Below are 25,742 nucleotides of genomic sequence, written 5' to 3'. Positions count from 1 at the left end.
CCGGTGCCTGTCGACGCCGACCAGATCGCGCAGATCGTCCGGGCCACCGTCGACCTGTACCGCATCGCAGAGGCCTCGCTGCTGCGCAAGGTCACCGACCTGCTCGCCCAGGACATCGACTCCGAGGCGTGGCCGGTGACCCGGCTCGCCGCGCTCGGCCAGCTCCGCAAGGCCGCGCAGGACATCGCCGACCAGCTCAACGGCGCGGCACCGGAGGCGATTCGGCAGGCGGTTGCCGAGGGCTACCGCCGCGGCGGTGACAGCGTCCTTGCTGACCTGCCGCAGGACGAAGCGGCCCGGCTCGGCGCCCGGCAAGCCGCCGGCCAGTTCGCCCGGGGCAACGTGGTCGAGTCCATCGCCGCGGCCCTGGTCAACGACGTCGGCCAGCGGCACTCCAACGTCGTCCGGCACGTCCAGGACGTCTACCGGCAGGTCATCGCCGCAGGCACAGCGGCCAGCATCGCCGGTGGCCTCGGCCGGCGAGAGGCGTCGCAGCTGGCCTACCAGCGGTTTGTCGACCAGGGCATCGCCTCGTTCGTCGACCAGCGCGGCCGCACGTGGCGGCTGTCCTCCTACGTCGAGATGGGCGTCCGCACTGTCACCCAGCGCGCCGCCGTGCAGGGCCAGACCGACCGGCAGCAGTCCCTGGGCCTGCCGTTCGTTATGGTGTCCAACGAGAGCCAGGAATGCGAGCGGTGCAGGCCGTTCGAAGGCCAGATCCTGCGTGTCGGTTCAGGGCCCGTGGGCTGGATCAAGGTTGCTCACCAGCTCACTGGCGAGCCGATCGAGATCTACGTCAAGGCGACACTGGACGACGCTCGGGCCGCTGGGTTCCAGCACCCGAACTGCCGCCACTCGGTCCGCGCCTACCTGCCCGGGGTGACCCGGCTGCCCGAGCAGCCCACCGCCGACCCGCGCGGCGACGAAGCCCGCCAGCGGCAGCGCGCCATCGAACGCCAAATCCGCCGCTGGAAAGAGCGCGAGGCCGGAGCACTCACCCCGGCCGCCAAGCAGGCCGCCGCCGGCAAGGTGAAAGCATGGCAGGGCGCGATGCGCTCGCACCTGGCCGCGCACCCGACGTTGAAGCGGCAGTTTCACCGCGAGCAGATCGGCGCAGGCAACATCCCGGCCGGCCAGCGTCCCGCCACCCCGCCGCAGCCCGCTCCGACGCCCGCGCCCGCGGCGCCGCCACCGTTGCCTCGGCGCACGCGCGTCACCCAGCCGCCGCCCCGGGTCGAAAACCTGGCCAGCCTGCTCGACGTCGACATGCACGCCGAAGCCAACCGCAACATGGTCCGCGACGTCTTCGCCGACATCATCGGCGGCGACTACGCCGGCTTCACCGTCAAGGTGAAACAGGCGGCAGCTCGAGGCGCTCGGACCTCCCGGCCAGGCCTCGCCGTCCTCGGCGAGATCTTCCGCGACGGCAAGGCGGTCGGCCGATTCGAACGGGCCTTCTACCGCGACCGTGACGGGGACCTGGTCGTCGTGCACGCGCTGCTGTACCTCCACAAGGACTATCGCGGTCGAGGTTTCGCCGGCGAATTCAACGGCCACCTCGAGCGCTGGTACCGGCAGCAGGGCATCGTCCGCATCGAGGTCCACGCCAACATCGACGTCGGTGGCTACACCTGGGCCAGCCAGGGCTTCGAGTTCGAGGACACCGAATCGGCCGACTACATCATCGACCGCGTGCGCTTCATGGTCGACGTCTTCAACGAGCTCGTCGACGACTACCGCAAGGCGGCCGGATCGGCGACGGCTGCAAACGCCCGAGCCCTGCGGGAGCGGGCCCGGAAACTGGAAGCCCAGGTGGCCGAGGCGGCCGATATCCTGGAGCGTGCCGACGGGTCGCAGTTCGGAGATCTGGACTTCCCGACCTCGTACGAGATCAGCCAGGTCGGCCGATCCAACGACGTCGACGACGAAAAGCAGCCGTGGCTCGGGAAGGCCGCGATGCTCGGCTCGGACTGGCATGGGGTGAAGTGGCTGTGACCGATCCTGAGGCGCACCGCTACGAGCCGGACCCGGACCGGCCGCCGCCGCGCCGGCCTTCCCCTGAGCGGATCGCCCAGTATCGGGCGCTCGCCGAATGGCAAGCCGAGTGGACGGCCAAGTGGGCCGACCGTGCCGGCTTCTACCCGGCCGAGCACCCGAAGCCGGACAGCGACTACAGCCTTCATCACGTGCTGCTCGACGCTCCGCCTGAGGCGCAGCGTGAGTTCTACGAGCGTGCCGACGAGATCATGGGCATCCGCCGCCGCTAGCTGCTCCGCGACGTGAGTTAGAGCTTCGCGCCAGCCTGGGTCGCGATTTTCACCATGTCGGCGCGGGCGTCCTTGTCGGTCATGTCCTGGTCCCGCGCGGTCCAGGCGAGGGCGAATCGGCCGGCCTGCCGCCAGTCGCCCTGCTTCTTCATCTCGGTCACCCACCGCTTGGCGGTCGCCGCGTCGGCGTACTCGTAGACGCTCACCGCATCGGTGGTGATCAGCTGCACGCAGCCGTCGGCCGCGCCTTCCTTGCCCGCGCAGGCGCTGGTGTTGTCCTCCGGGTTCGGCAGCGGCCACTTCGCGGCGATCGCGTCGACCACCGTTTGCGCCTGGCCCGGCCGCTCACCGGCCGCCGCCGCAGTCGGTGCCGCCGCAGGCTCGTCGCCTCCACCGCCGCATCCGGCCAGCACACCGGCCGCCACCAGCGCGGCAGCACCCAACCAGACCTGACGTACTCGCACAGCTTGCTCCTCGTCCTGAGTGGAGTGGTCCGGCGAGCACGTTACGGCGTCCCGGCAAGGCCCGGGACGGACAAACGGTCGGCGGACAAGGTCCGCCACGACACATCTGGAGTCATCCATGCACCGCACCGCACGCCGCCACGCCCTGGCCGCCCTGTCCGGCATCACCACCATCCGCGCACCCCGCGGCGGCTGGCGCCGCGACGACCCGGGCGACGGCGGAGGCGATGGCTCCAGCGGTCACAGCAACGCCGGCGGTGGCAACACCGACGACAAAGACGGGGACGACGACGCGGGCAAGGCCAGCGGCGACAAGACCCCGAAGATCGAAGGCGACCTCGACCCGGAACGCCACGCCCGCGCCCTGGCCGCCGCCCGTGAAGGCGAGCGCAAGGCCAAGGACGCCCGCAAGGCCTCCGACGACCGGCTCGCCAGCGTCCTCAAGGCCCTCGGCCTCAACGCGGACGGCAAGGCCGACCCCGAAGAGCAGGTCAAGGCACTCACCACCGAACGCGACGACTGGCGCAACAAGGCCACCGGCGCGATCACCAGAAACGCCATCCGAGATGCCGCCGAGACGCACAAGGCCAAGGCCGCCGAGCTGCTCGACTCGCAGAGCTTCCTGAACCAGCTGAAGGACCTCGACGCGACCGCCGACGACTTCGACGACAAGGTCGCCGACCTCGTCAAGGCCGCAGTCAAAGCGAACCCCGCCAAGTACGGCGCGACCGAGCCCGGTGCCAAGGGCACCGGGAAGCAGGGCGCGGACCACTCCGGCGCGGGCGGCAACAACAAGACCAAGCCCAAGGGCCTCGCGGCGGCAGTCACCGCGGCCCTCAGCGGCAACTGACCGACCCAAACGAGGTAGATATGCCCGTCACCCTGGCCGAGGCCAAGCAGAACGCCCAGACCGATCTGGACGTCGCCATCATCGACGAGTTCACCAAGTCGAGCGACATCCTGGACCGGATGACCTTCGACGACGCGGTCAGCCCGACCGGCGGTGGCACGCTCCTCTACGGCTACCGCCGGCTCACCGCGCAGCGCGGCGCCGCGTTCCGCGCCATCAACACCGAGTACACGCCGGCCGAGGTCACCACCACGCCGCAGTCCGTGGAGCTCAAGCCCCTCGGCGGCAGCTTCCAGGTGGACCGCGTCCTCACCCGTGTGGGCCCGGCCGCGTCCGGCGCGGTCACCACCAACATGCAGCAGCTGATCAAGGCGACCCGCGCCAAGTTCGCGGACTCCGTGATCAACGGCGACACCGCCGTGGACGCCAACGGCTTCGACGGTCTCAACAAGATCCTGACCGGCTCCACGACCGAGTACCTGCCGCTCAACAACGGCGTGGCGGCCGGCTACGTGGACTGGACCACGATCAACGACAAGGCGACCGCACTGGCCGCGCAGCGCCACATCAACAACTGGCTCTCGCTGATGGACGAGACCCCGGACGCCATCTACGGCAACCGGCTCACCCTGAGCCTGTTCTCCGTCATTGCCTCCTGGGTCGGCCAGATCACCACCACCCAGGACGCCTTCGGCCGCCAGGTCGAGGCCTACCGCGGGATCCCGCTGGTCGACCTCAAGACCAAGGCCGGCTCGAACACCGACGTCATCGCGCTCGCCACCCGCGACACCGACGGTGCCGGCAGCGGCGGCAACATCACCGGCCTCGGCGACCTCTACGCGGTCCGGTACGGCCTGGACGGCTTCCACGGCGCGTCCATGGCCGGCGACACCGAGCTGGTGCGCCAGTGGCTGCCCCAGTACAACCAGGCCGGCGCCGTCAAGACCGGCGAGGTTGAGATGGGCCCGGTCGCCCCGGTCCTGAAGTCCACCAAGGCCGCCGCGGTCTTCCGTAACGTCAAGAGCGCCTGATCATGGTGAAGATCATCGCTCCGAACCGGGAGTACAACGGCACCGTCGGCGACGTGCAGTTCAAGGACGGCGTCGCCGACACCGACAATCCGGCCGTCCTGGCCTACTGCCGCAGCGCTGGGTACGAGGTCGGCGACGAGCCGGCCGTCGACGTCGAGGACCCGCCTCCGGCCGATCCTCGCGAGGTCGGCGACGGGCTCATCGGGACGCCGCTGCGCGATGCTGCGGTCGACCCGAAGCCGGGCGACTTCCTCCCGCCGGTCAACGCCGGCCAGGAGAACCCGCACGGCCCGAACGTCGTCTCCCCGGAGATCCACGCCGCTCCGGGCCCGACGCCGATCGTGCCGGGCCTGGTGTCCACGGACGCGGCCGTCCAGGCGGCGCGCGAGTCCGACGGCGCCCGGCTGGCCCTCGTCGAGCAGAAGCCCGCGGGCGACGTCGTTGCTCAGCTGGCCGACGAGACCCCGGTCGAGCCGCCCGCGGGTAACGCCTCGGCCGAGGAGTGGCGCGCGTACGCGGTCAACCACCGCGACGCCACCGAGGCCGAGGTGGCCGGCATGAAGCGCGACGACCTGCGCGAGAAGTACGGAAACTGAGGGAGGCCGCTGTGGCGCGGGACTGGAAGACCACCTACACCGCCAGCGCCGCAGCGGCGCAGCACACCGCCACCTTCCCGGCGGCCGCGACCGCCGGCCGGGTCATGGTCGCCATCGGCGCCGCCCCGGCCACGGTCGCCCCGCCGAACACCTGGAACGAGCTGACCGACCCGCTTGCCTCAGCGGGCGAGCTGTCCGCCTCGGTCCTGACTGCCGCCGGGGGAGAGGCCTCGATCGTCTGGGGCCGCGACCCGTCCACCTCCACCGCACCGCGCTCGCTCGCGGGCTGGGTGGAATCTCGCGACGACCTCTCCGGTGTCGTCCACGGGACCCCGTTCGGTGCTGGCGACGTCGACACCGGAGCATCCGGGCAGATCACCACTCTGTCGATCGCCACCACGATCGACGGCTGCCGCATCTACGCGGCCGTCTCCTCCGCTCGGTCGGATGGCCCGGCGACGCTGACGCCGACCTGGAACGGCCCGGTCACGGTCGACGACACGATCGCCGCGCCGGGCCTGGGCAACGAGCCGGTACGGCTGTCGGTCGCCTCCGGTGTGGTGGCTGCCGGCACGCACCCGATCACGATCACCGGGCTGCCGGCCAACCTCAAGACGTGCGTGGTGCTGTTCGCCATGGCCCCGGTCGCTGGCGACCCGCCGCCCGCAGCGGAGACCGCGGTCGAGGCGGAGAACCGGCTCGGAGGCACGGCGAAAGCCACCTGGGACGTGACCGGCGCCGGAGACGCGTCGATCCAGGGCTTCGCCACCGCGATGTCCGTGGCCCGGGGCGGCACCCTCCAGCTCAAAGTGCACAGCGCGGCCGCCGCCTGGACGGGCCGGGTCTACCGGCTCGGCTACTACGGTGGCCAGGGCGCCCGCGACGTCGGCGGTGTGGCCGGCGCGCAGACCACCCAGCCGAACGGCACCACCGACGCGACCACCGGAATGGTTTCCTGCGCCAACTGGTCCGTGAACGGCTCCTGGACGGTCCCGGCCGACGCCACCCCGGGCGTGTACGTGATCAAGATCCAGCGGGCGGACAACGCGGCGCTGAACAGCCACATCGGCCCGTTCGTGGTGACCGACCCGGCCCGCAAGGCCGCGATCGCGGTCAAGCTCAGCGACTCGACGTGGCAGGCGTACAACTGGGCCGGCGCCGACCCGGCCGCGCCCTTCGACGGAAAGTCGATCTACGGCGTCGGTACCGCCAGTGCCTGGACCTGGTCGCAGCCCAACCGGACCCGGGCCGTGTCCTACGACCGGCCGCTCGTGACCAGGCGCCACATCCCGCAGACGACGTTCTGGAACGCCGAGTACCCGTTGGTGCGGTGGCTGGAGCGGCTCGGCTACGACGTCGACTACCTCACCTGCGCCCAGGTCGATGCCGACCCCACGCTCCTACTCGGCCGCAAGGTCATCATCTCGTCCGGGCACGACGAGTACTGGTCGGCCGGCATGCGAGACGCCTTCGTGGGCGCCCGCGACCACGCCACCCAGGCCTCGCACGCGCTCTACCTGTCCGGCAACGAAGCGTTCTGGCGCATTCGCTGGGACGGCGGCCGCCGCACGTACGCGTGCTGGAAGGACTCCCACGACGGCGCGCTCAATGCCTCCGGCGCCTACTCGGGCACCTGGCAGGACACGCGCGGCTTCAATCCGGACCGGCGCCCGGCCGCGCTGCTCAACGGCCAGCGGTTCCGCCTCAACGGCATCAGCGCGCTGGCCATGGCGGCCGGGAGCGCGCATGCGAGCTCGCCGCTCTGGCGCACCACCGCGGTGGCCGGCCTGACCGGCGCGCAGACCTGGGCCAGCCCGGCCGGGATCGTGGGCTTCGAGGCCGACGAGCCGGCCGACATGAACCCGGCAGAGACACCGGCCGGTTTGCTGCGGCTGTCGCAGGTCACGCACCAGGTGACGGACTTGCTGTCCGACGACGACGGCAACACGTACACCGGCGACGGCCTGTACACGCACGCGATCACCGCCTACCGGGCGGCGACCGGCGCCGTGGTGGTCGCGGCCGGCACCGTACAGTTCGCCTGGGGCCTGGACGACGCACACGACCGGCACCCGGGCGGCACGCTCGTCACCCCGGTGCTCCAGCAGGCGCTGACCAACCTGCTCGCCGACCTCGGCACACTGCCGCCGGCTTACCCGTTCCCGGACGAACTCACGATGCCCGTGCCGGTGGCTCTGGCCGCGTACGGCTTCCCGGACACCACCGCCCCAAGCGCCCCGACCGGGCTGGACGCGGCGGCCGGGCAAACCCAGATCAACCTGACCTGGACGGCGGCCGCGGACGACGTCGCCGTCACCGGCTACGACGTCTACCGCAACGGCGCTCTGGTCGCGGTCGGCATCACGGCGACCAGCTACACGCACACCGGGCTCACGGCGGGCACCAACTACACGCTCGGCGTTCGGGCGAAGGACGCTGCCGGCAACGTCTCGCCGCTGGCCACGATCACCGCGGCGACGACCAGCGCGGGCGACACAATCCCCGGCGCCTACGCCACGATCACGCAGCTGCACGACCACCTCGGCCGAACGCCGGCCAACGCGCGGACGCTGCTGATCCGGGCCTCCCGGGCCGTCGACCGGGCGCTGCTCTGCGCCATCTACGACCCGGCCTCGGCTGTGGTCCAGGCCGCGCTCCGTGACGCCGTGCTCGAGCAGATCGCGGGCCAGTTGGAGGGCGGCGACCAGAGCGGCCTCGGCGTCGCTTCGGCGCCGTCGTCGTTCACGATCGGCCGCCTCTCGGTCCAGCGGTCCAGCGCCTCAGCGTCGGCGCCGACAACCGGCGGGCTCGTCGACCAGGCGTACGCCATCTTGCAGGCTGCCGGGCTGACCGGCCATGGACCGGCGGTGATCGGGTGACGTGGGAACAGTTCATCGCCCTTTGCGTCCCCCAGCCGCGAACCATCACCGTCCAGGCGCTGACCGGCTCCGGCGGATACGGCGACGTGTACGCCGACCCCGTCGACGTCCACCTGTGCGTCGTCGACGACACGGCCCGCGTAGTCGCTGTGCAGACGCAGGACGCGGCCGGCACCAACAAGACCTCGTCCACGCAGGTCTACGCGCCACCGGACACGGTGGCGCCGGCCGGGTCGCTCGTGACTTTGCCCGGGGGCCGGACTGCCCGGGTGCTTGCGAGCTCGCGCCTGGATGCTCACGGCCTGGACCTGCCCGAACACGTCGAGCTGGACTTGGAGTAGCCGTGGCCGAGGAAGCGTTCGAGATCAGCTGGGACGGAGACGACGTGGCCGCCCAATTGGCCGGCGCCACATTCGAAGGCCTCGAGCTGGCTGCCGAGCACCTGCTACAGGTCTCCACCAACCTCGCTCCGCACGAGGAAGGCGACCTGGCCCGCTCCGGCGAGGTCAGCTCGGACAAGGCCTCCGGCACGGTCGCCGTCTCCTTTGACCGGCCGTACGCCGTCGTCCAGCACGAAGACCTCACCATGCGCCACGACGACGGCAAGCAGGCCAAATACCTCGAAGAGCCGATGGGCACCGAGGCCGACACCATGCTCGCGCTCACCGCCCGAGCGGCGCGCGGACCACTCGGAGGCTGATATGGCCGGCGACGGCTGGACCTCGAGACTCCTCACCGGCGCCGCGCAGCACCTGGCCGCCGCCGGCATCGGCACCTGGAACCCGAACGGCGTCTACACCGACACCGAAGTCGGCATCGCCATCCGAGCGGTGCCGCCCGGCCCGGACCGGCTCATCACGCTCGCCACCTACCCGGTCACCTCGGAACCGGGCCTGGCCGACGTGACCGAAGGCCTTCAGGTGCGGGTACGGGGCACCAAAGACCCGCGCGTGGTCGCCGACCTGGGTGACGCGGTCTTCGACCTTCTGGACAGCGCTGAAGGCCTCAACTGGGGCGGCGTCGCCGTGGTTCAGGTGTTTCGCCAGTCCTACACGTCCCTCGGCGTCGACACGTCCGGCCGGTGGGAGATCTCGCACAACTACTACGTCCAGGCCATGAGGCCGACGAACCACCGCACCGACTGATCTGGAGGACTCATGGCCACCACGCCCAGCCCGCGCGTGACCGCCCTTGCCCGGCGCGTCCGCATCGACATCGACACGGCCATCTACCCGGCCGTGCAGTACCAGCCGTTGAACGGCAAGCAGGAGGTCAAGCTCATCGAGGAGCTGCGGACCGAGGACGATGAGTCCTACGAGGACAACGGTGCGTACCGCGAGACCGTCACCGGCTACTCCTGGCGCATCGAGGCCAAGATCTTCGTGTCGAAGAACGCCGCTGGCACCGCCCTCGACCCGGTCCACCGCTTCCTCCGCGACAAGTTCGAGACGGCCAAGCTGATCTCCACCGTCGCCGGTGAGTTCGGCGTCCGCTGGTACGACAAAGACGGTCTCGACGACGGCAACAGCAAAGAGGGCCGGGCGTACGTCAAGGCGTACCCGCCGGACGGCGGGGGCGCCGGCGACCTCGACATCGTCTCCCTGGTCATCCAGGGCCAGGGCCCGCTGGTGGCGATCGCCAACCCCGTCGCCGACCCGCTCCCGATCGTCTCTGGCCTGGCTCCGGCTGCGGGTGGCACGGCGGCAGGCGGTCTGGTCAACGTCTACGGCGCCAAGCTGGCCGGCGCCACCGGCGTCTCCTTCGGCGGCACCGCGGCGACTAACTTCGTCGTGATCAACGACAGTCTGATCGTAGCGACCAAGCCGGCGCTGACCGCCGGGTCGAAGGATGTCACGGTCACCACCCCGGGCGGCACGTCGGTCACCGGCGGCACCGCGAACGACTTCGTGGTCAGCTGACGTGGCGAAACTCGGCAGCCTCGGGGAGTACTTCAATCCCGGGCTGGAACTCACGGTCCCCGACAAGGACGGTGTCGAGCGGGACTACGTCGTCCCGCTCGCCTCGGCCGAGCTCGGCCTGTGGTGCCAGCTCCTCGCCGAGCAGGGCGGCCGCATCCACTCCGCCAGTACGGCGGAGGAGATGCAGGAGGTCATCGCGGCGATTGAGGCCGAGCTGCCCGAACTGGGCGTCGACGCGAAGACGATGGCGCAGCGCTGCCTGGGCACGGCGTACGCCGAGATGATGGCCGACGGCGTCTCCCACCTGCACATTCAGTACTGCGGGAACACGGCGTACGCCTGGATCGTCGGTGGCGAGGAAGCGGCCGAACGGTACTGGCGGTCGGGTGGCCAGCTGGGGGAAGCACAGCGCCCGGCGAACCGGCAGGAGCGTCGGGCAGCTGGGCGGACGAATACGGCATCGGCGAACGGGACCCCGTCACCGGCCTCTACGAGGACTACGAAGTCCCGGAGCAGGTCGTCCGGGCGCGGTCGGGGGCGGGCCACACGTGGGCAGACGTCCTGAGCCACTGGGATCTCATCGTCGCTGACCTGCATTCGGAGTACGGCGTCGATGTCGAGCGGCCCGGCCTGCTCGAGCAGAAGTCGTGGCGCTGGCTCCGGCAGCGCATCCAAGGCCTCCTCGCGGCCAAGACCCGGCTGAGCCGGGCGCTCACACCTGAACAGGAAGGCGACCAGGGGTGGCACTGAAATTGGGCGAGCTGGTCGCCTACCTGAAGGCCGACGACGGCCACTTCCGTAAGGGCCTGGCCAAGTCCAAGGAGGACTTCCAGGGCTTCGGCCGGGGCATCGCCGCGGCCGGCCCGGCTCTCGGGGCGGCGGCCGGCGTCGCGCTGGCCGCCGGCCTGACCGGCGCGTTGTCCGTCGACGCCGCTAAGGCCAAGCTCACCGCCCAGCTCGGCGGCGACGCCGCCTACGCGGCCGACATGGGCAAGATCGCGGGCAACGTCTACGCTCGCGGTTTCGGCGAGAGCGCCGAGGCGGTCGCCGAGACACTCCGTGGCGTCCTCACCTCCGGCCTGGTCTCGGACGACGCCACCGACGCCGAAATCGAGGCGTTGACGGTCAAGGCTCAGGCGCTCGCGGACACCTTCGGTCAGGACGTCGTCGGCACCGCCCGGGCGGCCGGCCAGATGATCCGCAACGGGCTCGCCAAGGACTCGAACGAGGCATTCGACATCTTGACCCGGGGCTTCCAGCAGACCGGCGATCATGCCGGCGACCTGCTCGATACCTTCAGCGAGTATTCGACCCAGTTCAGGAAGCTCGGCATCGACGGGGTGACGGCGACCGGCCTGCTCAGCCAGGGGCTGAAGGGTGGAGCTCGCGACGCGGACACGGTGGCGGACGCGCTGAAGGAGTTCAGCATCCTGGCGCTCGACGGCAACAAGAACACTATCGCCGCCTTCAAGGATTTGGGCCTCAACGCCAACCAGGTCGTCGGCGACCTCGGCAAGGGCGGCCCGGCCGCTGCGAAGAGCCTCGACGCCGTCCTCGACCGGCTCCGCGCCGTCGAAGACCCGGTCAAGCGGTCGCAGCTGGCGGTCGCCCTGTTCGGTACCAAGGCCGAGGACCTGGGCGACGCGCTCTACAAGCTCGACCCCAGCACCGCGGCCAAGGGCCTGGGCGAGGTCGGCGGGGCGGCCGACCGGATGGGCCAGGCGCTCGAGCAAAGCGCCTCCCAGAAGCTGGAGGCGTTCAAGCGGCAGGCACAATCGGCGCTGGTGGAAAAGCTGGCGGCCGCCGTGCCGTACATCTCCTCGGTGGCCAGCTGGCTCCAGCAGAACAGCACCTATATCGGCCCGCTCGTCACCGGCCTGGGCGCGCTCGCCATCGTGATCGGCACGATCATCGGCGTCTATCGAGTGTGGACCGCCGTGCAGACCGCGCTGAACATCGTCCAGATGGCATCGCCGCTGACGTGGATGGTGCTCGGCATCGTCGCCCTCATCGCGGTCATCGTGCTGATCGCGACGAAAACACGCTGGTTCCAGCAGCTGTGGGCGTGGGCCTGGGGCGGGATCAAGGCCGGCGCATCGGCCGTCTTCAACTGGGTGCGTTCCAACTGGCCGCTCCTGCTCGCGATCCTGACCGGCCCGATCGGCCTTGCTGTACTCGCGATCGTCCGCAACTGGGACAAGATCAAGTCTGGTGCGACGTCCGTGAAGAACTGGGTGGTCTCCAAGTTTGCCCAGCTCGCTGGCTGGCTGACATCGATGCCAGGCAAGATTTCGGGCAAGCTCGCGTCCATGTGGGACGGCCTGAAATCGGGCTTCCGCAGCGCGATCAACTGGGTGATCGGCAGGTGGAACGGGCTCAGCTTCGGCATCCCCGGCTTCAGCATCGCGGGCATGAGCGTCCCCGGCGTGAACATCGGCACTCCCGACATCCCGTACCTGGCCAAGGGTGGCATCGTGCCGCGCACGCCCGGCGGCCGGCTGGCCGTCATCGGTGAGGGCCGCGAAGACGAGGCCGTTGCGCCACTGTCGAAGTTGGCCGCCATGATCGGCGGCTCTGGTCGAACCGTGCTGGAACTTCGCAGCTCCGGGGACCGCCTGACGAGCCTTCTCCTCGAGATTCTGCGCCTCGCGATCAAGGACAAGGGCGGCTCCGTCCAAACTGTGCTCGGCACCGGAAGGGGGTAGGCGTGGCCAGCAGCACCCGCGTACGCCTCCAGGTCGGCACGGACTGGGTCGATGTCACCCGCGACACGCTGACCAGCGACCTGATCACGATCGAGCGCGGCCGCCGTAACCGCTCGGCCGCGCTCGAATCCTCAACGGCGAAACTGCGGCTACGCGACCAGGGAAAGTACAACTGGCAGAACCCGCGCGGCGAGTACTTCGGGCGACTCGGCCCCAACCCGCCGATCCGGATCGAGAAGGCCAGCGACGGCTACCTCAAGCTGACCGGGGCGAGCGACGGCAACTGGGCCGAGACCCCCGACCACGCCACGCTCGATATCGTCGGCGACCTGGATCTGCGAGCCGACCTCGACGTCGAGTACGGATCCCGGCCGCCGTGGGCCAGCACCGCCGAAATCGGCGTGGCCGGCAAGTACGAAACGGCAGGCAACCAGCGGTCCTGGGCGTTCAGCATCGCAGCGAACGGGATGCTGATGCTGTACTGGTCGCCAGACGGCACCATCGGCAACCGCATCTTCGCGACGTCCACCGCGGCGTTGCCACAGCCAGCCGCACGCGCCCGTATCAGGGCAGTCCTGGACGTCAACAACGGCGCGGCCGGCTGGACCGTACGGTTCTACACCGCTGCGACGATGGCCGGGCCCTGGACACAATTGGGAGCCTCCGTCAGCGGCTCCGGGGTGACATCGGTCTACGCCGGCACAGCACCACTCACGGTGGGAGATGTCCCGGCGATCGACATGCGCTGGTCGGCCGGCCGCGTCCACGCCTTCCAGCTGCGCAACGGCATCGACGGCACTGTGGTCGCCAACCTCGACGCCACCGCAGTGCAGCCCGGAACGGCAACGATCGTCGACAGTGCCGGCCGGACCTGGACGCCGGCTGCTGGCGCTCGGTTCGACACCGGTGACATCCGCTTCTGCGGCCTGGTGCAGCGGCTTCCTACACGCTGGGGTACCTCAGGCCGGGCACGCTGGGCCGAGGTCTCCGCGCGCGGCCTCATCGCCGACCTGGAAGGTATCGACACTCCCGTCGGCACGCCGATTTACCGCGAGGCGACGAGCGAGACTAACCGGGCCAGCCTGATCGCCTACTGGCCCGGCGAGGACGGCAGCCAGGCCACCACGCTGGCCTCAGGCATCGGCGGCCCGGCCATGCAGATCACCGGCGACATCAGCATGGCCAGCCGCGGCGACTTCTACGGCTCCGACCCGCTGCCCGAACTCCAGAACGACACGGTGCTGACCGGGCAGATTCCCACCCACACCGTCAGCGGTGCCGCCACCATCGCGCACCGTGGCCTGTTCGCCATTCCAGCAGCCGGCCTGGCCGACAACGCCCGGCTTGCCGAGGTCACACAGACGGCCGGCGCGATCCGCCGGTGGGTGCTGCGCTACGGCACCGGCGGCAGCATGAAGTTGCAGGGCATCGACAGCGACGGCACGGTGCTGGCCGACAGCGGCCCATTCGGCTTCGGCCTCAACGGGCAACGGGCCATGTGCGGCTTCCACGTCGTGCAGTCCGGCAGCTCCGTCAACTGGGCGATGTTCGCAAGGGTCATCAGGAAGGACCTAACGATCGTGGAAGGCGGCGCGAACGGAACCTTCGCCACCGCCACCGTCAGCCGGGCGAACGCGCTGATCATCGGCGCCACCCTCGCCGGTGTGGCCGTCGGTCACCAAATGGTCGGTCGGACCACCGCGCTTGCCGCAGGCCTCGATCGGGCCTTGGTCGGCAACATCGGCGAGCCGTGTGGGCGCCGCCTCGAGCGGCTCTGCCGGGAGTTCGGTATCACCTTGCGCACGATCGGCGACCCGGATAAGACGATGCCGGCCGGGCCGCAGCGCTCGGGCACACAGATGGCGCTGCTGCGCGCAGCGGCCGACACCGACATGGGCGCGCTGTACGAGGCCCGCGACGAGCTGGCGCTGGTGTACCGGACCCGGCGCAGCCTCTACGTGCAGTCGCCGCGGCTGGCGCTCACGTACGGGCAGGTCGGCGAGAGCCCGGCCTTCGACCCTGACCCGGACGCCGCCGACATCGTCAACGACGTCACGGTCAACAGCGAGCAGGGATCCACCGCCCGGGCCGTACGGGAAACCGGACGGCTCTCCGTGCTGCCCCCGAGCCAGGGCGGGGTCGGCCGAAAGCCGCGCGAGTACCGGGTCGACGTCGCCGACGACTCGCTGCTGCCCAACATCGCGTCGTGGCTGCTGCATCTGGGCACCTTCGGCGAGGCGAGCTACCCGCAGATCACGGTGAACGTCGACAAACTCGCCCGGTACGGGAAGCCGGCCCTGGCCTCGGCGGCCACCCGGCTCGACATCATGGAACGGCTGACGATCAGCAGCCTCCCGGCCTGGATGCCGCCATGGCCGATCGACCAGCTGGCCGAGGGCATGATCGAAACGATCGGACCCCGCTTCTGGACGATCGACTTCTCCGGGTCGCCGGCCCGCGCCTGGGACGTCGCCGTGTACGGCTCCTCCCGGTACGGGACGGCCAAGACCACGGCGGCCAGCACGCTGCCGGCCGCCGGCGGGACGGCGTCGTTGACGCTGACCTTCACGAGCCCTAAGGGCTGGTCGACCACCGCTCTGCCGTACCAGATTCTCGTCGGCGACGCCGAGGTGATGACGGTGACCGCGATGGGCCCGCGCGTCGGCAGCGGCCCCTACACCCAGACCGCGACCGTGATCCGCGGCGTCAACGGCCTCACCATCGCCCACAGCGCCGGCGCCCAGGTTCAGCTCTACCCAGTTCCGAGATACGCGCTGTGAGGAGAACACCGTGGTAGCCAGCGGCGACATTGTGACCGCCGACGACGATCCGCTACGGACCGTCCGCAAGGCGGCCGACCAGGTCGTCACCGCGACCGTGGCCCTGCAAAACGACACCGAGTTGGCGTTGTCGGTCGAGGCCGGCGCGACCTACGCCGTATCGGCGTGGATCTGCTACGCGGCCGCCAGCAACACACCTGACCTGCGAACCAACTACACCTATCCGACAGGCAGCACTTTCAAACGGTCGGAGTACGGGCCGCCGTCCGCGTCGACCACCGTTGCCGACGTCGTCGACGTTGGCATGGCGACCACCGGCGACAACGGCCGCGGCGCTGGCACCGCGGAGAGATCCATGTGGGTCCAGGGAGACCTGGTCGTCGGCCCCAATGCCGGCACCTTCCGATTCGTCTTCGCCCAGGTGACCTCGTCAGCCGACGCGGTCACCGTCAAGGCCGGTTCCCGGCTCACCCTGCAAAAGCTCTAGGAGGGCTCATGCCGGACTGGATCCTCGTTCCTTGCCTGGTCAAGCTGCGGTCCGAGTTCAACACGATCGCCCCGAACCGCGACAAGGACAGCGACGGCTCGATCGGCGACGGCGCGCACCAGGCGACGCAGTCCGATCACAACGACGACGAGGTCGGCAACGTGCCGATCCACGACGCCGACAAGATCCACGAGGTGCACGCGATCGACGTCGACGTCGACCTGCGTGAGCCCGGGCTGACCATGGAGATGGTGGTGCAGTTCCTGCTGCGGCGGTGCCGGTCCGGCGCCGAGAAGCGGCTGCGCTACATCATCTTCAACCGGCGCATCTGGCAGGCCGTCAACGGCTGGCGCGAGCAGCCGTACCGCGGCGCCAACCCGCACGACCACCACGCGCACTTCTCGTCGTCGTACACCACATCCCTCGAAGCCTCGACGGCTTCCTGGCACCTGGAGGACATTCCCGTGGCGCTCACTTCCGCCGACAAGTCCTGGATCTCCAGCGAGATCAACAAGCTGAAGACCGAAATCGAGCAGGTCCCCAGCGACTCTGCCAAGCAGGTCTGGGCCACCAAGTTCACTCGCCCCGACCCCGAGCCGGGACAGACGACGGTGGTCACGGCCGGCGCCGCCCAGCAGTTCGGGGAAAAGATCATCACGGACGCCGTCGACCAGCTCTCAAAGCAGGTCGCCGCCCTTCAGAAGCAGATCGCGGCGATCAGCACGCCGACCAAGTCGTGAGCTCGCAGCCGCGGTTGCGTCCCGTCCGCATCGTTGGGGGCCGCCACCCCTTCGAGGTCGCCACGCTCGCCGCGGCTGCCGTCTGCGGAACCGCGCTCATCCTCACAGACACCTCACCCCGATCGGCCGCCGCGGCCATGCCCGGCGCGGTCGAGGTGCTTTGGCAGATCCTCCTCATCGCCGGTGGAGTCATCGGTCTGGTCGGTGTGTGGTGGCCGGGCCGGCTCGTCGCCCAGCTGGGCACCGAGGCCGCCGGCGTCGTCCTGCTCGGCGCAGCCACGAGCATGTATGCGGTGGCGCTATTCGCCACCTCAGGCGCCCAAGCGCTCGTGGCCGGCTCGTTTGTTGCGGCCGTAGCCGTTGCGTCCTGGTCCCGGTTCGGCCAGATCGGCCGAGACCTGTACCGCGCGTTCGCCGCCGAGGCCCGCGGCCAGGTCGAGGCCGTGCCCCTGCTCGTGGAGGAACGTTGACCGTCCAGGACATCACCACGATCATCGGCGCGATCGGTGGTCTCGGCGGGCTTGGCGCCCTGGTCGCCAGCGTGCTTGGCCGGCGGAAGTTGAGGGCGGAGGCGGCTGACGTCATCACCGACACCGCGTTGACTTTGGTCGAGCCGCTCCAGGCGCGCGTGCGCGAGGTGACTGCGGAGGCCAAGGAGGCTCGCGAGGAGACCCGGCAGGCGCGGGAGGAGATGTTCGAGCTGCGTACGTCGCTGGCGGAGGTAATGACGCTGTTGCGCCGTTGGCGGGCGGCCGTGCTGTCGCCGCACGTGAGCCGGGAGGAGCTGCGGGAGATGGTGCGGGCCGAGCCGGTGGCCACGTCCAAAGCGATGGAATGAAACGTATCAAGTCAGGCGAAAAGGGAAGGGCCGAAGCCCTTCCCTTCAGTTCCAGGTCGCTGTGCCTGCCGGCTGGATCCGCAGCGCCGACCAGACCACCCCGTAGCGGTCGACGTCCAGCTCGCCCCACTCGGCGTCCATGTCGGCGATCAGGGTCTGCATCTGCCGCTCCATCTGGCGCATGGTCCCGGTCCCGAGCAGCTGGTCCGCGTCGCCGGTCTGCGGATCGATCTCGATCAGCTCGTACATCTCTTGGCCCCTCTCTCGCCTGCCCTGTAAGTAATACTCTAGGGTATTAGAAAGAGGGGTGTCAACACCCTACGGTATTGGAATTAGGCTTTAGAGCGTGAGCGGTGGCGCGTGACCGCCTTGTTGATCGTCGCCTCCGACACGCCCAGGGCGCCTGCCGCCGCCTTGTACCCGACCTCACCAGCTAGTTCCGCCGTGGCCTGATCGCCCACCTGAGACAGGGCGGTCTTTGCCAGGTCGATCAGATCGCGCGCCTGGCGGGCGCGATCGGCCAGCGGCAGATGCGGCAGGGCGGCGATCTTACCGGCTAGCTCGGTCACATCAGTCATGCCATGAGATTACCCTAGGGTGTTGGTACTGTCAGCCCCGAGGTCCGCCGCGCCGTTCCCGCTCGCGGCGCCCGCGCTGCCACTCCGCGTTCGCCGCAGCGACCGTCTCGTCGGCGCCGGCCGCCCGCAGCAGCTCGGCCACAGCAGCGCCGCCGGCAGTCGGCGGATCCTCCGCAAGGTACGGCCCCAGGACGTGCCCGAAGACTGCCGGATCCTGGCTGATCTGCCACAACGACTCGATCTTGCGCGGGAACGGCATCCCGCTGAGGTTGCCGTACGCCAGCCGGACGACGTGCCCACTCACCTCGGCGACGGCCATCCGCGTCGCGCTGCTTGGCAGGTCGCTCATGACCTGACCGTACAACCGTTCGAAACCATGGAGGAACCGTGTTCACCACCAAGTTCTGGAAGAGCGCGCTCGAGCGCGCGGTCAAGACGTTCGCCCAGGCCGCGCTCGCGCTGCTGACCGGCGACGGCCTCGGCATCGTCGACGTCGACTGGGGCAACGTCGTCTCCGTGGCAGCGCTGGCCACCCTGGCGTCCCTTCTGACGTCGATCGTTTCCCTGCCGGTCGGGGAGCCGCACAGCCCCAGCATCGTCGACGAGGGCTGACCACAGTCTGGCCGTCGACATAAAGCCGCCCCGCGACCCTGGTGGTCGCGGGGCGGCTTTATGCGTTACATGGTCGGCTGACCTGAGCCGGGGCATCGCGACCGGTCGCCAGCCGCCTGATGCGGCGGGCAGGCGCTACCCGGCGGCACGCCTACCTTTGCGCCGCACTGGGAGCATTGACTCTGAGGTGCTTCTTCCATGACGTGACCTCCGAGGGGATTTGGTACTCGGGGTGCGGGTCAATCTCGGGCTCCTTGATCTGCCCGGAGCCGTAGGTCGCGTGGAGCACGATGGCCTTGCCGTCGGCGCCTACGAGGCGTACGCCAGCAGGCACGGTGCCGCTCTGGCCCTTAGGGCCGATATCGGCCAGGGCGACCAGCTCCCACGAACGAATGACGTCCGTGGGTTGCGCCACGTCGAGCAGCTGCACAACGAAGACGGGCAGCCGCGAAAGCTTCTCCTGGGGCGCCGGGATACGGGCCGGCGTCGGCAGGACCGATTCCACCTTCAGGCGCGAGTCGGCCAGATAGGAGGAGGCCCCGTTCCCGTACTGCCAGCGCACGGCCACGCCGCCGGGAGACTGCTCGGTGCCCTGTCCATAGCGCCGGACTTCGGCGATGTCCGGGTGGCCGCTGGCGTCCAGCGCCGCCGCGATGACGTCGAGGACCTGGGCGAGCTGCATGCTGTGCTCCCGATCTGTTTGGCCTGGCCAGAGTCGCTGGGGAGTCTATCTGCGGCGGGCCGCGCTCCCGTTCCGTCGGGGCCGTCACCTCTTGCTCCGCTGTATGGGGCCGCTGCTTAGGCCGACTTGCCGGCCGTTTCGCGCCCGGGGGTCGGGCGCCTTGGCGATGGCACGCAGCCCGGCGAGCTGAACGAAGATGGACCGTCGTTCGACCGCGTCGCCCTGTGGGTTCAACTCGTAGCCGTCGAGCCAGATCCAACCCTGGTAGGTATCCGTGATCAGTACGCGGATGACGCGGAAGAGGATCGGCGCGGCGAACTGCACGCTGGCCGCCTTGCCCACGTGAAGTATGTCGCCGGCGCGAGGCAGCATTGTGTCACCGCCGCTCGTTGTGGCGCGTGCGGTGCGCCTGGCCCGGGGTCATCAGGGGTCGGTGCAGGGCGGTCGGCTCGGTGTACCAGGATGGCGCGGCCGGCGGCTGGAAGTACTGCTGGCGTTCGATCGTTGCGGCGACAACGCAGGGCAGCTGGTTGCCGCAGCTGCACTTCCGGGCCCAGGGCCTGAACCGCAGCCGTCGGGGTGTGTGGTCGCCTGCTCTCCCGTGCCTTCCCATGCTGGTCCGCCTCCGCGTCCTGATCCGTCAGGGGGGAGGCGGCGGCCGTTGGGGTGCCCATGTCCAGCGCGCCAGCCCAGGGATGGGCCGGCCGCCGCCTCTGCCACGGGACGTTAGATGCGGATCACAGACAGTGTTATAGCTCAGTGCTATACCGGGCTGATGCCGAGCCGGTTTGCCATCGCGGCCAGATCCTCGGCGACGGCCCGCTGCTGAGCGCGCGTGATCATCGTAGAGACGACATCCCGCGTTATCGGGTTCAACCGGAACGGCGCCGGCGCTGCCCGCTCCGCCTTCGCCAGCTCCACGAGCGCTTCTTTATCTCGCGTGCCGGAATGCGCCAGTGAGCGCCCCACGCTCATGTGGAAGCTCTGCCGCCGGTTCGCCACCGGGATGCCCGCCACGGAAACCTGGCGCGACATCTCCAAGACCTTCCCGTACTCGCCCAGCTCGGTGAAGATCGCCATCTTCCACAGGTGGATGTTCGTCGGGCCGAAGAACGACAGGTTGAACCCGGGACCGTCCGGGTCGCCGAGCGTCGCGGCCTCCCGCTCCGCCTCGGCCAGGTGCGCGGCCGCGTTCTGCTCCTGCCGGGCCACCGCGCTCGACAACGCCGCCGACAGGTGCACCTGCCCAAGCATCTGCCGGGCCTGCGGATCGGCCGCCGCAGCCTGCAACTGCGACAGGCTCTTCTCCCCGACGCTGCGCGACACCTGCGCAGCCTCCATCGGCAGGCTCAACGTAAAGATGAAGTCGGCCGCCCCCATCCAGGCCGGATCGGCGAGCTCGCGGGAGGCGTTCACCGCGATCCGCGCAGCCGGCCACGAGAGGTCCCGGTAGCCGAGGTTCCGCAACGCCACCGACGTCTCGTAGGCGATTCGTACGAGCGCATCGGTGCCTGGGTAGTTGGCCGCGTCGAGCAGCAGGCTCGGCAGCTGTGGCGCCAACGTCAGGTAGTCGCTGGACTGGCGCAGCCCCATGGCCTGCTCCACCGCGGCGGCCATCTCGTCGGGCCCGCGGGTTGGTGGGTCGAGGGCGTCGGCCTCCAGCTGGACCATGGCGAGCCGGATGGACGAGACTGCCTGCGAGGCTTTGATCCGGAGCGGGTCGGTCGGGTCGCCGCTTTGCCCAAGGAGGTCGGCGACGGAGACGTCCAGGGCGCCGGCGAGCGCGACGAGAGTGCTGCGCCGTTCGACGCCGCGGATGCCCTTTTCGATCTGGCTGAGGTAGCCCTGGCTGAGTCCTGCGAGGCCTGCGACTGCGACCTGGGAAAGGCCGCGTCGGCGTCGCCATAGGCGGACCCTGGCTCCGATGTGTTCGTCGGTCACGATGGTGCTCCCCTGGTAGCGGTCAGGGCGGGGTGGCCGGCCGCTACTCCGGCCACCCGTTGCCTCCGAGGCTAGCGCGAGCTGTCCTTGCGGGCTTGCCGCTCGTCGGCGATCCGGCGCTTGACGGTCCGCTCGCTGACCTGCCACAAGCGCATTCCTTCGCGCACCAGGTCGGCGTAGCCCAGGCGGCCGAGGTTCTGGGCAACCCATGCCTTGAGGGAATCCGGCTCGGCCGGCTCGTCGAGGGTCAGGTCGATGTCGTCCTCGACGAGTTCGCCGTCGACCGGCTCGTCGTCCTCCGGCAGTCGGGACGAGCCCGTGGCCAGGACGGCCTTCACCCGGCGTACTCGCCGTCCGTCGCCGAGGTCCACGATCGACCCCCACCAGCCGGTGCCAGCGTCGGTGTCATCGGTGTCAGACACCACGCTGACCTGCGTTTTGGCACCACGAGGCAGGGGCTTGGGTGGAGTGGGGGAGGGGGTCTTCAGGTTCTCGTTGCGGACTTTGATCAGGTGCATGATGCCGATGACCGCGAAGGCGACCAGGATGGCCAGCGGGCCGCCCCAACCTCGGCGCGGTTCGGCAGCAGTAACGGCGAGAACTGTGATCATCAGGCAGCTCCAAACAGCGTCATAGGGAGCGGTTGCACGATGCCGACGAGCATGGACACCGCGCCGTTGGTGAGGTCGCCGACCAGGCCCTGGGCGAGGTCGCACAGTACGCCGAGCAGGAAGGCGCACGCCCAGAGCCGCCAGTTGATCCGGAACACGCTCGTCTTCGGGAACGTGAGCGTTGCGAACCGTCCAAGCTTCTTGGAGGCCTTGACCGGCAGTAGGCAGCCAACCGTGTAGATGAACAGGATGCCGACGCCGGCGCCGACGAGCGTGTTGATGCTGGCACCGGCGATGCGGGCGCCGCCTGTCTGCTCGAGCAGGTAGCCGATCAGGTTCGATAGTTGCTGGACGGTCCACCTGTCCGCCGGTGATCCGTCGAAGCCGTCATGGAAGGCCGGCACCGCGAGCAGGAACGCCAGGCGGTCGCGCAGGCTGTCGGGCCCGACGGACATGTAGTCGACGACGAGGCCGAGTAGCAGCAGGACGGCAACGCCGGTCGGGGAGATCACATACTCGATGGCCTTGGTGGCCGGCTCGGGCGGGGTCGCGGCGAGAAGCGGGATCACCGGCCCACCCAGTCCATCACGTACTGCCCGTCAGGCCAGGTGTGCACGGCCAATCGAAAGGTCGGCAGGTCGCCGTCCTTGACGCCGACGAGGAAGGCGAGGCTGCGCCGCAGTGCCTCCAGGCTGGTTCGTGCCTCCTTAAAGCCGCCATACGCATCGAGGTCCAACCACTCCAGATGCACCTTGTCAGCGAGCACCTCGTAGTCGTTGTCGTAGGCGCGCACCCGGTACCGCTTCGGCCCGGGGCGGGCTTCGTCCGTCATGATCGTGCCTCTCGGGTAGAGAGCAGCGCGCGGTGCGCGGGCGCTCGTATGGGTGGCCATCGGTGGTGCGTCAGCGGCCGCTGAGGATCGCGATGACGGCGGCGAGGAGCAGGAAGACGCCGCCGCAGATGGACAGGGCAATGGCCCGGTCGGGCACAGGGGTTACCTCTTGTCTGGGATGTGGGAGTGGTGGCGTCAGGCCGGGACTCGCTCGCGCTGGCGCTCAGCGCCGGGCTCGCGGCCGGCGTTGCGCTTCGCGGCGAGAATGCGTGACACGTTCGACGGCGACGTACAAGCGAGGGCCGCGATCTCCCGCTGCGAGCGGTCCGGAAACGACGCCCGCATGGCACGGACCACCGCCTCAACCTGCTGTGCAGTCCGGGAGTCCTCGCGTGCCCGCTGACCTGCTGGGACGTCGTCCGACGGCGTTTCAGCCCGCGGCTTCTCCGAGGGCGGCAGCGGAACGACGATCGGGTCGAGCATGAGATGCGGTGCGGGGATCTGGATCCGTTCCACGATCCGTACCGGTGAGGCCGCCGGCGCCGCATGGTCGCGTTGCTGGATGCGCCCGCCCAGCTCGATGAGGCAGATGGACGCGACGACGATCATGCCGTCGACGCTGACCGGGATCAGGTACGGGCTGGCGTCGGTTTCGCCGTACCGGACCGCGACTCCGACCATGTGCCAGTAGGACACCCAGGCGGCGATGCCGGCGATCACCGTGGTGGCGATCAGGCGGGCGAACGCGAGCAGCGGCCGGTGGACCGGGACGCGTGAGATCAGCTCGACGGTGAGCAGCAGGGCAACCGGCGGCCATGCCGCGATGGCCTGGCTGATCGGGTTGTCCAAGGCGTGCAGGACGTTGGCGATCACGGAGACGACCACGCCGAGCATCAGCGATGCGCGGACGGCCCAGCGCAGCCTCACGAGTTGGTCTCGGGTCATGTCGGCCATGCTGCACGGTCCTTGACAGATATGCAAGACCTGACAGATTTGGAAGAAGAGCGATCCGGTGGGAGTGCGCTGTTCACCAGCGGCGCGATCTCTGCGAGACTGAGCCAGAGCTGACAGATGCGACAGGAGGAAGCGAGTGGCCGACGAAGCGACGTGGCTCAGCCTCGGCGACGTCATCGCGCGCTTCCGCGCCGCGGGCTACTCCGACAGCGAGAGCACGATCCGCCGGCTGATCGACGACGGCGAGATCGAGTCGTACCGGGCCGAGCGGCGCCCGGGCGTGAGGGGCCACCGCCGAATGCGGGCCAGCTCGGTCGACGCGCTCCTGACTCGCCGCGGCGAACCTCAGTCGTAGCCGTCGCCGCATACGAATGAGCCCCGACCGTTTCCGGATCGGGGCTCGCGTGTTTTTGCGCCGGAGCGGCTCGTGTAGCCGCGGGAGGACGTACTGGCGCGCTCCGGCCCCTGCTGGGCGGCAGGGCGGAGCGATCCCACCGACGCCAGCCAGGGCGATCGCTCCGCGGCCAGCATAGGTCACATAGTGCACAGTGTGACCGGTGTGCACTGTGTGACCTATGCGCACTGTGTGCTTGATGACCCCAGATGCGTCGTGATCGAATCCCTGGGCCAGCCAGGGAGTCCATAGCACCGTGCCCGTACCCATGTCATCGCGCCAGGTCGCGGATGACCTCTCCGCACGCATCCGTGACGGGGAGTATCCGCCTGGCTCCCGCCTGCCCTCACTCCGTGAGCTCGCGGCGCTCTACTCCGTCTCGGTGAGCACCATCCAGCGCGTGATGGTCCGGCTGGATGAGCGCCGGCTGATCGTGGCGTCGCAGGGGCGCGGGACCTACGTGGTGGACGACCTCCCTCAGTAAAACGGACAGCCGATCCGATAAACGGACACGTTAACACCGTCCAATGAGGATATTTCACTTTCCGTGTTGATCTCGTAACCTAACTCGATCAAGTTCAGGGCTTGATCGAGGTACTAAGGTTATTCGAACACACGTTCGAATCATGGGGGAACAGATGCGGATCGGCGCATGCAGCACGGGCAGCTGCTCACCGACGACGGCCACGACCCGTCTGGGGCCCGGTCGACCCGTCGCCAACGCAACCGACGAGGAAGCGATGCATCTTGTATCGCCTGACGCGAACCCGGCGCACCCTCTGCGGCCTTAGGACCCTGCTGACCGGCTAGCGGGAGTGAAGCCGGTCACACCAGGGCATCTCGCGTTGCCGCGCGAATGCCACGGAGGCGTCCGCCAGCCACGTCTCCTCCGCCACACCGTCTCGGTACGTGATCGGAGAGAAGAAACCCATGCCTCATACCCGCAGTCCCTGGGTCTACGTCGTCCTCAGCGGGGCTGCCGCTCTACTCGGTGCCGCAACCTTGCTTCTCTTCGGCGTCGACCTTCAGCCGATCAGCGCCCCCCGCGCTGCCGCAGGCCTCGCCGTCGTCGGGATCGCAATGATGGCCATCGTCGTGGTGCTCCGCTCCAGCCCGAGGCGACAATGCGAGACCTGCGACGGACTCGCCGACGTCGCCCAGGCCGTCGACCACATGCAGAAGCAACTCAATGCACTCGACTCCCGCACGGAGCTCCGCGCCGCCGCCACCAGACAAGCGCTCGGCCGGTCGGGCCGCGAGTGGGGAGCCGATGAGCTTCGGGACGTGGTCTACGGGACCGGTGAGGTTCCGGTCGGTCTGGACCCCGAGGCGATAGCCGCAGCACGTCGAATCGCCCGCGCCCTGTCCGGTGTCACAGCCGGTAGCCAGAGAAGGGTGCACTAAAGGGTGCAGTGCACTGTTGTGCAAGGCCGTGCGTGGACAGGCAAAACGCAGGTCACGCACAACAGTGCACGTAGTACCAACAGACTCGTAATGCGTAGGTCGTCGGTTCGATTCCGACAGGCGGCTCGGGTAAGGAAAAGGCCCGTTGACCAGGCGATATGCCAAGGTCAACGGGCCT

32 protein-coding genes are annotated in these 25,742 nt (G+C 69.3%); 21 read left to right on the top strand and 11 right to left on the bottom strand.

Annotated elements, in window-relative coordinates:
- Positions 1-3 precede the first annotated feature (3 nt).
- Both AB0C26_RS45505 and AB0C26_RS45500 read left to right on the top strand, forming a co-directional pair.
- Positions 4-1,995 (top strand): phage minor capsid protein, encoded by a 1,992-nt coding sequence (locus AB0C26_RS45505; RefSeq protein WP_360261354.1) that lies wholly within the window; start codon positions 4-6, stop codon positions 1,993-1,995.
- Entirely contained in the window at positions 1,992-2,267 is a 276-nt protein-coding gene (locus AB0C26_RS45500; protein ID WP_360261352.1) for a hypothetical protein, read from the top strand. The genes AB0C26_RS45505 and AB0C26_RS45500 overlap by 4 nt, the downstream gene beginning before the upstream one ends.
- Before the next feature lie 17 nt (positions 2,268-2,284).
- Here AB0C26_RS45500 and AB0C26_RS45495 read toward each other — a convergent pair whose 3' ends face one another.
- Positions 2,285-2,731, bottom strand: coding sequence for a hypothetical protein (locus AB0C26_RS45495; RefSeq protein ID WP_360261349.1), 447 nt, complete (start codon positions 2,729-2,731; stop codon positions 2,285-2,287).
- 118 nt (positions 2,732-2,849) lie between these two features.
- Between AB0C26_RS45495 and AB0C26_RS45490 the strand changes: the two genes are divergently transcribed.
- From AB0C26_RS45490 to AB0C26_RS45420, 15 genes are all read left to right on the top strand, one after another.
- Positions 2,850-3,581, top strand: a complete 732-nt coding sequence (locus tag AB0C26_RS45490; protein WP_360261346.1) for a hypothetical protein — start codon at positions 2,850-2,852, stop codon at positions 3,579-3,581.
- 20 nt (positions 3,582-3,601) lie between these two features.
- A complete protein-coding gene (locus AB0C26_RS45485; protein WP_360261344.1) occupies positions 3,602-4,612 on the top strand; it encodes a major capsid protein in 1,011 nt (336 codons plus the stop codon).
- A 2-nt stretch (positions 4,613-4,614) separates the two neighbouring features.
- Entirely contained in the window at positions 4,615-5,208 is a 594-nt protein-coding gene (locus AB0C26_RS45480) for a hypothetical protein (protein WP_360261342.1), read from the top strand.
- Positions 5,209-5,219: 11 nt separating this feature from the next.
- Positions 5,220-8,087 carry a fibronectin type III domain-containing protein gene (locus AB0C26_RS45475; protein WP_360261340.1) on the top strand — a complete coding sequence of 956 codons (2,868 nt, stop codon included), beginning with the start codon at positions 5,220-5,222 and terminating at the stop codon, positions 8,085-8,087.
- Entirely contained in the window at positions 8,084-8,428 is a 345-nt protein-coding gene (locus tag AB0C26_RS45470) for a hypothetical protein (RefSeq protein ID WP_360261338.1), read from the top strand. Before AB0C26_RS45475 ends, AB0C26_RS45470 begins: the two co-directional genes overlap by 4 nt.
- A gap of 2 nt (positions 8,429-8,430) precedes the next feature.
- Positions 8,431-8,787: a hypothetical protein gene (locus AB0C26_RS45465; RefSeq protein ID WP_360261336.1), complete on the top strand. Its 357-nt coding sequence runs from the start codon at positions 8,431-8,433 to the stop codon at positions 8,785-8,787.
- Position 8,788: 1 nt separating this feature from the next.
- Positions 8,789-9,232, top strand: coding sequence for a minor capsid protein (locus AB0C26_RS45460; protein ID WP_360261334.1), 444 nt, complete (start codon positions 8,789-8,791; stop codon positions 9,230-9,232).
- A 12-nt stretch (positions 9,233-9,244) separates the two neighbouring features.
- A complete protein-coding gene (locus tag AB0C26_RS45455; protein WP_360261332.1) occupies positions 9,245-10,006 on the top strand; it encodes a phage tail tube protein in 762 nt (253 codons plus the stop codon).
- Position 10,007: 1 nt separating this feature from the next.
- A complete protein-coding gene (locus AB0C26_RS45450) occupies positions 10,008-10,571 on the top strand; it encodes a hypothetical protein (RefSeq protein WP_360261330.1) in 564 nt (187 codons plus the stop codon).
- A gap of 352 nt (positions 10,572-10,923) precedes the next feature.
- Positions 10,924-12,711: a phage tail tape measure protein gene (locus AB0C26_RS45445; protein WP_360261328.1), complete on the top strand. Its 1,788-nt coding sequence runs from the start codon at positions 10,924-10,926 to the stop codon at positions 12,709-12,711.
- 2 nt (positions 12,712-12,713) lie between these two features.
- Positions 12,714-15,491, top strand: coding sequence for a hypothetical protein (locus AB0C26_RS45440; protein ID WP_360261326.1), 2,778 nt, complete (start codon positions 12,714-12,716; stop codon positions 15,489-15,491).
- A 31-nt stretch (positions 15,492-15,522) separates the two neighbouring features.
- On the top strand, positions 15,523-15,978 hold the full coding sequence (locus AB0C26_RS45435) for a hypothetical protein (protein ID WP_360261324.1): 456 nt from the start codon (positions 15,523-15,525) through the stop codon (positions 15,976-15,978).
- Between the two features lie 8 nt (positions 15,979-15,986).
- Positions 15,987-16,718, top strand: a complete 732-nt coding sequence (locus AB0C26_RS45430) for a hypothetical protein (RefSeq protein ID WP_360261321.1) — start codon at positions 15,987-15,989, stop codon at positions 16,716-16,718.
- Positions 16,715-17,188 (top strand): hypothetical protein, encoded by a 474-nt coding sequence (locus AB0C26_RS45425; protein ID WP_360261319.1) that lies wholly within the window; start codon positions 16,715-16,717, stop codon positions 17,186-17,188. Before AB0C26_RS45430 ends, AB0C26_RS45425 begins: the two co-directional genes overlap by 4 nt.
- Complete coding sequence (locus AB0C26_RS45420) at positions 17,185-17,556, top strand: hypothetical protein (protein ID WP_360261316.1); 372 nt, start codon at positions 17,185-17,187, stop codon at positions 17,554-17,556. Before AB0C26_RS45425 ends, AB0C26_RS45420 begins: the two co-directional genes overlap by 4 nt.
- 45 nt (positions 17,557-17,601) lie before the next feature.
- Here AB0C26_RS45420 and AB0C26_RS45415 read toward each other — a convergent pair whose 3' ends face one another.
- The 3 genes from AB0C26_RS45415 to AB0C26_RS45405 form a co-directional block, all read right to left on the bottom strand.
- Positions 17,602-17,805: a hypothetical protein gene (locus AB0C26_RS45415; RefSeq protein WP_360261314.1), complete on the bottom strand. Its 204-nt coding sequence runs from the start codon at positions 17,803-17,805 to the stop codon at positions 17,602-17,604.
- 83 nt (positions 17,806-17,888) lie between these two features.
- On the bottom strand, positions 17,889-18,134 hold the full coding sequence (locus tag AB0C26_RS45410) for a hypothetical protein (RefSeq protein ID WP_360261311.1): 246 nt from the start codon (positions 18,132-18,134) through the stop codon (positions 17,889-17,891).
- A gap of 31 nt (positions 18,135-18,165) precedes the next feature.
- Positions 18,166-18,483: a hypothetical protein gene (locus AB0C26_RS45405; RefSeq protein ID WP_360261308.1), complete on the bottom strand. Its 318-nt coding sequence runs from the start codon at positions 18,481-18,483 to the stop codon at positions 18,166-18,168.
- Positions 18,484-18,521: 38 nt separating this feature from the next.
- On the opposite strand from AB0C26_RS45405, the gene AB0C26_RS45400 reads away from it, so the two are divergent.
- A complete protein-coding gene (locus AB0C26_RS45400) occupies positions 18,522-18,746 on the top strand; it encodes a holin (RefSeq protein ID WP_360261306.1) in 225 nt (74 codons plus the stop codon).
- Positions 18,747-18,897: 151 nt separating this feature from the next.
- Here AB0C26_RS45400 and AB0C26_RS45395 read toward each other — a convergent pair whose 3' ends face one another.
- The 7 genes from AB0C26_RS45395 to AB0C26_RS45365 all read right to left on the bottom strand — a co-directional run bounded on the left by AB0C26_RS45395 (position 18,898) and on the right by AB0C26_RS45365 (position 23,757).
- Positions 18,898-19,428, bottom strand: a complete 531-nt coding sequence (locus AB0C26_RS45395; RefSeq protein WP_360261303.1) for a hypothetical protein — start codon at positions 19,426-19,428, stop codon at positions 18,898-18,900.
- Positions 19,429-19,512: 84 nt separating this feature from the next.
- Positions 19,513-19,800 (bottom strand): hypothetical protein, encoded by a 288-nt coding sequence (locus tag AB0C26_RS45390; protein ID WP_360261300.1) that lies wholly within the window; start codon positions 19,798-19,800, stop codon positions 19,513-19,515.
- A 390-nt stretch (positions 19,801-20,190) separates the two neighbouring features.
- A complete protein-coding gene (locus AB0C26_RS45385) occupies positions 20,191-21,369 on the bottom strand; it encodes a helix-turn-helix transcriptional regulator (RefSeq protein WP_360261298.1) in 1,179 nt (392 codons plus the stop codon).
- A gap of 71 nt (positions 21,370-21,440) precedes the next feature.
- Positions 21,441-21,980, bottom strand: coding sequence for a hypothetical protein (locus AB0C26_RS45380; protein WP_360261296.1), 540 nt, complete (start codon positions 21,978-21,980; stop codon positions 21,441-21,443).
- Positions 21,980-22,549, bottom strand: a complete 570-nt coding sequence (locus tag AB0C26_RS45375) for a hypothetical protein (RefSeq protein WP_360261294.1) — start codon at positions 22,547-22,549, stop codon at positions 21,980-21,982. Before AB0C26_RS45375 ends, AB0C26_RS45380 begins: the two co-directional genes overlap by 1 nt.
- The gene (locus AB0C26_RS45370; RefSeq protein WP_360261291.1) at positions 22,546-22,812 is read right to left on the bottom strand and encodes a hypothetical protein; all 267 of its coding nucleotides are present in this window, start codon (positions 22,810-22,812) and stop codon (positions 22,546-22,548) included. Before AB0C26_RS45370 ends, AB0C26_RS45375 begins: the two co-directional genes overlap by 4 nt.
- A gap of 195 nt (positions 22,813-23,007) precedes the next feature.
- Entirely contained in the window at positions 23,008-23,757 is a 750-nt protein-coding gene (locus AB0C26_RS45365; protein WP_360261289.1) for a DUF2637 domain-containing protein, read from the bottom strand.
- A gap of 145 nt (positions 23,758-23,902) precedes the next feature.
- Here AB0C26_RS45365 and AB0C26_RS45360 point away from each other — a divergent pair, with 145 nt between their 5' ends.
- The 3 genes from AB0C26_RS45360 (at position 23,903) to AB0C26_RS45350 (ending at position 25,564) form a co-directional block, all read left to right on the top strand.
- The gene (locus AB0C26_RS45360; RefSeq protein ID WP_360261286.1) at positions 23,903-24,121 is read left to right on the top strand and encodes a hypothetical protein; all 219 of its coding nucleotides are present in this window, start codon (positions 23,903-23,905) and stop codon (positions 24,119-24,121) included.
- A 307-nt stretch (positions 24,122-24,428) separates the two neighbouring features.
- Entirely contained in the window at positions 24,429-24,644 is a 216-nt protein-coding gene (locus AB0C26_RS45355; RefSeq protein WP_360261283.1) for a winged helix-turn-helix domain-containing protein, read from the top strand.
- A 425-nt stretch (positions 24,645-25,069) separates the two neighbouring features.
- Complete coding sequence (locus tag AB0C26_RS45350; RefSeq protein ID WP_360261280.1) at positions 25,070-25,564, top strand: hypothetical protein; 495 nt, start codon at positions 25,070-25,072, stop codon at positions 25,562-25,564.
- Positions 25,565-25,742: the final 178 nt, after the last annotated feature.

The organism is Actinoplanes sp. NPDC048796 (assembly GCF_040650035.1).
Classification (GTDB): domain Bacteria; phylum Actinomycetota; class Actinomycetes; order Mycobacteriales; family Micromonosporaceae; genus Actinoplanes.
The sequence above is the reverse complement of the archived record's forward strand: the minus strand, read 5'-3'. Positions and strand labels throughout refer to the sequence as shown.

Bases quoted from the DNA above. Each gene is read 5' to 3' on its own strand.
- AB0C26_RS45490 (WP_360261346.1), top strand. From the start codon at position 2,850: ATGCACCGCACCGCACGCCGCCACGCCCTGGCCGCCCTGTCCGGCATC.
- AB0C26_RS45485 (WP_360261344.1), top strand. From the start codon at position 3,602: ATGCCCGTCACCCTGGCCGAGGCCAAGCAGAACGCCCAGACCGATCTG.
- AB0C26_RS45480 (WP_360261342.1), top strand. From the start codon at position 4,615: ATGGTGAAGATCATCGCTCCGAACCGGGAGTACAACGGCACCGTCGGC.
- AB0C26_RS45460 (WP_360261334.1), top strand. From the start codon at position 8,789: ATGGCCGGCGACGGCTGGACCTCGAGACTCCTCACCGGCGCCGCGCAG.
- AB0C26_RS45455 (WP_360261332.1), top strand. From the start codon at position 9,245: ATGGCCACCACGCCCAGCCCGCGCGTGACCGCCCTTGCCCGGCGCGTC.
- AB0C26_RS45430 (WP_360261321.1), top strand. From the start codon at position 15,987: ATGCCGGACTGGATCCTCGTTCCTTGCCTGGTCAAGCTGCGGTCCGAG.
- AB0C26_RS45415 (WP_360261314.1), bottom strand. From the start codon at position 17,805: ATGTACGAGCTGATCGAGATCGATCCGCAGACCGGCGACGCGGACCAG.
- AB0C26_RS45410 (WP_360261311.1), bottom strand. From the start codon at position 18,134: ATGACTGATGTGACCGAGCTAGCCGGTAAGATCGCCGCCCTGCCGCAT.
- AB0C26_RS45405 (WP_360261308.1), bottom strand. From the start codon at position 18,483: ATGAGCGACCTGCCAAGCAGCGCGACGCGGATGGCCGTCGCCGAGGTG.
- AB0C26_RS45395 (WP_360261303.1), bottom strand. From the start codon at position 19,428: ATGCAGCTCGCCCAGGTCCTCGACGTCATCGCGGCGGCGCTGGACGCC.
- AB0C26_RS45390 (WP_360261300.1), bottom strand. From the start codon at position 19,800: ATGCTGCCTCGCGCCGGCGACATACTTCACGTGGGCAAGGCGGCCAGC.
- AB0C26_RS45380 (WP_360261296.1), bottom strand. From the start codon at position 21,980: ATGATCACAGTTCTCGCCGTTACTGCTGCCGAACCGCGCCGAGGTTGG.
- AB0C26_RS45370 (WP_360261291.1), bottom strand. From the start codon at position 22,812: ATGACGGACGAAGCCCGCCCCGGGCCGAAGCGGTACCGGGTGCGCGCC.
- AB0C26_RS45365 (WP_360261289.1), bottom strand. From the start codon at position 23,757: ATGACCCGAGACCAACTCGTGAGGCTGCGCTGGGCCGTCCGCGCATCG.
- AB0C26_RS45355 (WP_360261283.1), top strand. From the start codon at position 24,429: ATGTCATCGCGCCAGGTCGCGGATGACCTCTCCGCACGCATCCGTGAC.